Source organism: Pseudomonas sp. NPDC088429, from assembly GCF_044753305.1.
In the GTDB taxonomy this organism is placed as follows: domain Bacteria; phylum Pseudomonadota; class Gammaproteobacteria; order Pseudomonadales; family Pseudomonadaceae; genus Aquipseudomonas; species Aquipseudomonas rustica.
The window spans coordinates 34818-38974 of the sequence record NZ_JBIVMX010000052.1 but is presented as its reverse complement, the minus strand read 5'-3'; the positions used below and the strand labels follow the sequence as shown (position 1 = coordinate 38974).

The window sequence follows — 4157 nt, the reverse complement described above, 5'->3', positions numbered from 1 at the left end:
TGAAATGAAGCACTTGCTGTCGAAACCTACATAACTCATTGAATCTCAAGGAGTTTTCCGTTTCGACTGCGCCGGAAGTGGGGCGAATTATAGACCTCTGGAATTTGCCGTCAACCGTTAATTTCGCTTTTCTTTCAATAACTTGCAGATTGGCTAAATAACGACCAAATGCACCTATATAAAGGAAGCAAACGTGATCCCTTCTATATAGAAGGAATCTTTAGAGCACCCCAGCCGCCTTCAGCTCAGCCACCGCACCCGCGCCCAAGCCCAGCACACCTTGAAGAACCTCCAGCGTATGCTCACCCAATAATGGAGGGGCGCGCCGATACTCAACCGGTGTCTGCGACATGCGGATAGGGCTGGCCACTTGCGGCACCATTCCCGCCAGTGCGTGCGGCAGCTCTATCGCCAGACCACGCGCCTTCACCTGCGGATCCTCGAACACCTGCGACAGATCATTGATCGGCCCACAAGGCACGCCCGCCTGCTCCAGCTCGGCAACCCACTCGGCAGTCGTCTTGAACACCGTCGCCTGGCGAATCAACGGAATCAACACCGCCCGGTTCGCCACCCGCAGCTTATTAGTAGCGAAGCGCGGATCGTCAGCCCACTGTGGCTGCCCCGCCACTTCGGCAAACTTGCGGAACTGCCCGTCGTTACCCACGGTAAGAATGAAATCGCCGTCGGCCGTAGGAAAGTCCTGATAAGGCACGATGTTCGGATGCGCATTGCCCAGACGCTTAGGCGCATTGCCCGTGGTCAGATAATTCATCGCCTGGTTGGCCAGACACGCAACCTGCACATCCAGCAACGCCATATCGATGTGTTGGCCGCCCCCATCGTGATCGCGATGTGCCAACGCCGCAAGAATCGCCACCGTCGAATACAGACCGGTAAGAATATCCGTCAACGCCACACCGACCTTTACCGGCCCGGCACCCTCATCACCCTCGGGACGACCAGTCAGGCTCATCAGCCCACCCAGCCCCTGAATCATGAAGTCATAGCCAGCGCGCTTAGCATACGGCCCGGTCTGGCCGAACCCGGTGATCGAGCAATAGATCAGGTTCGGATTGATCGCCTTCAGCGATTCATAGTCCAGCCCATACGCCGCCAGACCACCGACCTTGAAATTCTCGATAAGGATGTCCGACTTCGCCGCCAGCTCGCGCACCAGCTTCTGCCCCTCAGGACGCGTGAAGTCGATAGTCACCGATTGCTTGTTGCGGTTGGCCGACAGGTAATAAGCCGCTTCCGAGGTGTTCTCGCCATAAGCGTCTTTAAGGAAGGGCGGCCCCCAGGCGCGCGTGTCGTCACCATTACCCGGGCGCTCAACCTTGATCACTTCGGCGCCAAGGTCGGCGAGGATCTGCCCGGCCCACGGCCCGGCCAACACTCGCGATAAATCCAGTACCCGCAGATGCGACAGCGCGCCCATGGTCACTCTCCTATTAATAGAACGCCTGCAGGCCGGTTTGCGCACGACCCAAAATCAGCGCGTGAACGTCATGAGTACCTTCATAGGTATTCACCACTTCCAGGTTGACCAGGTGACGGGCCACGCCGAATTCGTCGGAGATACCGTTGCCGCCCAACATGTCGCGCGCCATACGGGCGATGTCTAGCGACTTGCCGCAGGAGTTGCGCTTCATGATCGAAGTGATTTCGACCGCCGCAGTACCTTCATCTTTCATACGACCCAGACGCAGGCAGCCTTGCAGGGCCAACGTGATCTCGGTCTGCATGTCGGCCAGTTTCTTTTGGATCAACTGAGTAGCGGCCAATGGGCGACCGAACTGTTGACGATCCAGCGTGTACTGGCGAGCGGTGTGCCAGCAGAACTCGGCAGCGCCCAGTGCGCCCCAGGAGATGCCGTAGCGCGCAGAGTTGAGGCAAGTGAACGGGCCTTTCAGACCGCGCACGTCCGGGAAGATGTTCTCTTCCGGTACAAACACGTTGTCCATGACGATCTCGCCGGTGATCGACGCACGCAGGCCGACCTTGCCGTGAATCGCCGGAGCGCTCAGGCCTTTCCAGCCCTTCTCCAGGACGAAGCCACGAATGTCGCCGGCATCGTCCTTACCCCAGACCACGAACACGTCGGCGATCGGGCTGTTAGTGATCCACATCTTCGCGCCGGTCAGGCTGTATCCGCCGTCGACTTTGCGGGCCCGGGTAATCATCGCGCCCGGGTCGGAACCGTGGTTTGGCTCGGTCAAGCCGAAGCAGCCGATCCACTCGCCGGAAGCCAGTTTCGGCAGGTATTTCTGTTTCTGTGCTTCGGTGCCGAATTCGTTAATCGGCACCATCACCAGCGACGACTGCACGCTCATCATCGAGCGATAGCCGGAGTCGACGCGCTCCACTTCGCGAGCAATCAGGCCGTAGCTCACGTAGTTGAGGCCGCTGCCACCGTATTGCTCAGGGATGGTCGCGCCCAACAGGCCAACTTCGCCCATTTCGCGGAAAATCGCCGGATCAGTCTTCTCATGACGGAAAGCTTCAAGAACACGCGGCGCGAGCTTCTGCTGAGCGAACTGCTCGGCGGTGTCGCGGATCATGCGCTCTTCTTCGGTGAGCTGTTGATCCAGCAGCAGGGGATCGATCCAGTTGAAGCTAGCTTTACCGCCCATGAGTGTGTCCTCGCAAATCGGGTGAATTAACGTGGCATTGATCCTAGGCGTGGTTCGCCGTCGCGGCAAACGAGGATTTCGCATTCTGTTGTGCTAATTTCTCACTCCGAAACGTCGCGAAATGCCTTTTATGCGGCGCATTAGTGAGGTTGACGTACATGCGCAGGAAGATCCCCAGCACCACCGCCCTGATCAGCTTTGAAGCCGCTGCACGCCACGAGAGCTTTACCCGCGCCGCCGAAGAACTTTCCCTCACCCAGGGCGCCATTTGCCGACAAATCGCCAGCCTTGAGGAGTTCCTCAGTGTGGAACTGTTCCGACGCTCGCGACGCGGGGTGAAGCTGACCGAAGCGGGACTTTCCTACAGTCGCCGGGTCGCCACGCAACTGGATGCAGTGGAGCGCGACACGTTGTCGGTGATGGGCCAGCAAGGCACCAATGTGATCGAGTTGGCGGTGGTGCCAACCTTCGGTACGCAATGGCTGCTGCCGCGCCTCAAGGATTTCCAGCTCAAGCACCCGGAAGTCACGGTCAACCTGACCAACCGCACGCGGCCCTTCCTGTTTGCCGACACGGAGTTCGATGCGGCGATCTATTTCGGCGATGCCGATTGGTCGGGTACCGAATCCCACAGGCTGATGGGTGAAAATCCGATGCCGGTGTGCAGCCCCGCCCTACTCGGCAACAAGACGCTTCTGACAGCCGATGAGATTGCCGATCTGCCACTGCTGCAACAAACCACTCGCCCTTATGCCTGGCGTCAGTGGTTCAACTCGCAACAGCTGAACATCCCCCGCGACATGACAGGTCCGCGCTACGAGCTATTCTCCATGCTCGCCCAAGCGGCCATGCACGACATGGGGATTGCGCTGATTCCACCGTTTCTGATTCAGCGGGAATTGGCGGAGAAACGCCTGGTAATTGCCAACCCGCAGGCACTCTCCAGCATCAAGGCCTATTACTTGATGATTCCCGAACGAAAGGTCGAATCGGCGTCTTTGAAGGCTTTTCGTGACTGGCTGGTAAATCAGGCACAGAGCTACAGCCTTGAAGGCTAAAGGCTTTTAGCGTTTGCTGACCTCGTAGTCAGAAAAACCAAAGCCCTACAGATATAACTATTTGTCGCATATGCACAGACTGTATCCGAAAGTCGTACAGACGTCCTACAAGCGCCTGCCGACGTGGCTTTGAGCCTCCATTCACGACGCATTGCGGCCTATTCACGTCACCGATGAGAAATTTTTCCATATTGCGCCAGAATCCTTGCAGGGCACGGCCTGTAAGGGATTCGACCAGGCATGTGCGACATTCGGTCACGGCATGACTTGTAGTTAATTTTCCGTCACCCGTCATAATCCCTTGAAGGGCATAAAGTTCGCCTGCAAAATGCCGCGCCCCGCCCTGATTTGGCGGGATCGTGCTGATCGGCCGCCCCAGTCGCACCATCCGTAGTGCATGGGGTTCCTCACTAAGATCACGCAGGAGCTTTGACGTGCACAGTGGTGTTCCTCTCGACTCCCA

3 protein-coding genes are annotated in these 4157 nt (G+C 57.9%); 1 reads left to right on the top strand and 2 read right to left on the bottom strand.

Annotation, left to right across the window (positions count from 1 at the left end):
* Positions 1 to 220 precede the first annotated feature (220 nt).
* Together ACIP66_RS21665 and ACIP66_RS21660 are read right to left on the bottom strand one after the other, a co-directional pair.
* Positions 221 to 1441, bottom strand: a complete 1221-nt coding sequence (locus ACIP66_RS21665; protein WP_053116419.1) for a CaiB/BaiF CoA-transferase family protein — start codon at positions 1439 to 1441, stop codon at positions 221 to 223.
* A 13-nt stretch (positions 1442 to 1454) separates the two neighbouring features.
* Entirely contained in the window at positions 1455 to 2636 is a 1182-nt protein-coding gene (locus ACIP66_RS21660) for an acyl-CoA dehydrogenase (protein ID WP_008081123.1), read from the bottom strand.
* Positions 2637 to 2794: 158 nt separating this feature from the next.
* On the opposite strand from ACIP66_RS21660, the gene ACIP66_RS21655 reads away from it, so the two are divergent.
* Positions 2795 to 3694 carry a LysR family transcriptional regulator gene (locus ACIP66_RS21655; protein ID WP_212545484.1) on the top strand — a complete coding sequence of 300 codons (900 nt, stop codon included), beginning with the start codon at positions 2795 to 2797 and terminating at the stop codon, positions 3692 to 3694.
* Positions 3695 to 4157 lie beyond the last annotated feature (463 nt).

Excerpts from the sequence above, each read along its gene's own strand:
- ACIP66_RS21665 (WP_053116419.1), bottom strand. The coding sequence starts at position 1,441 with ATGGGCGCGCTGTCGCATCTGCGGGTACTGGATTTATCGCGAGTGTTG.
- ACIP66_RS21660 (WP_008081123.1), bottom strand. The coding sequence starts at position 2,636 with ATGGGCGGTAAAGCTAGCTTCAACTGGATCGATCCCCTGCTGCTGGAT.
- ACIP66_RS21655 (WP_212545484.1), top strand. The coding sequence starts at position 2,795 with ATGCGCAGGAAGATCCCCAGCACCACCGCCCTGATCAGCTTTGAAGCC.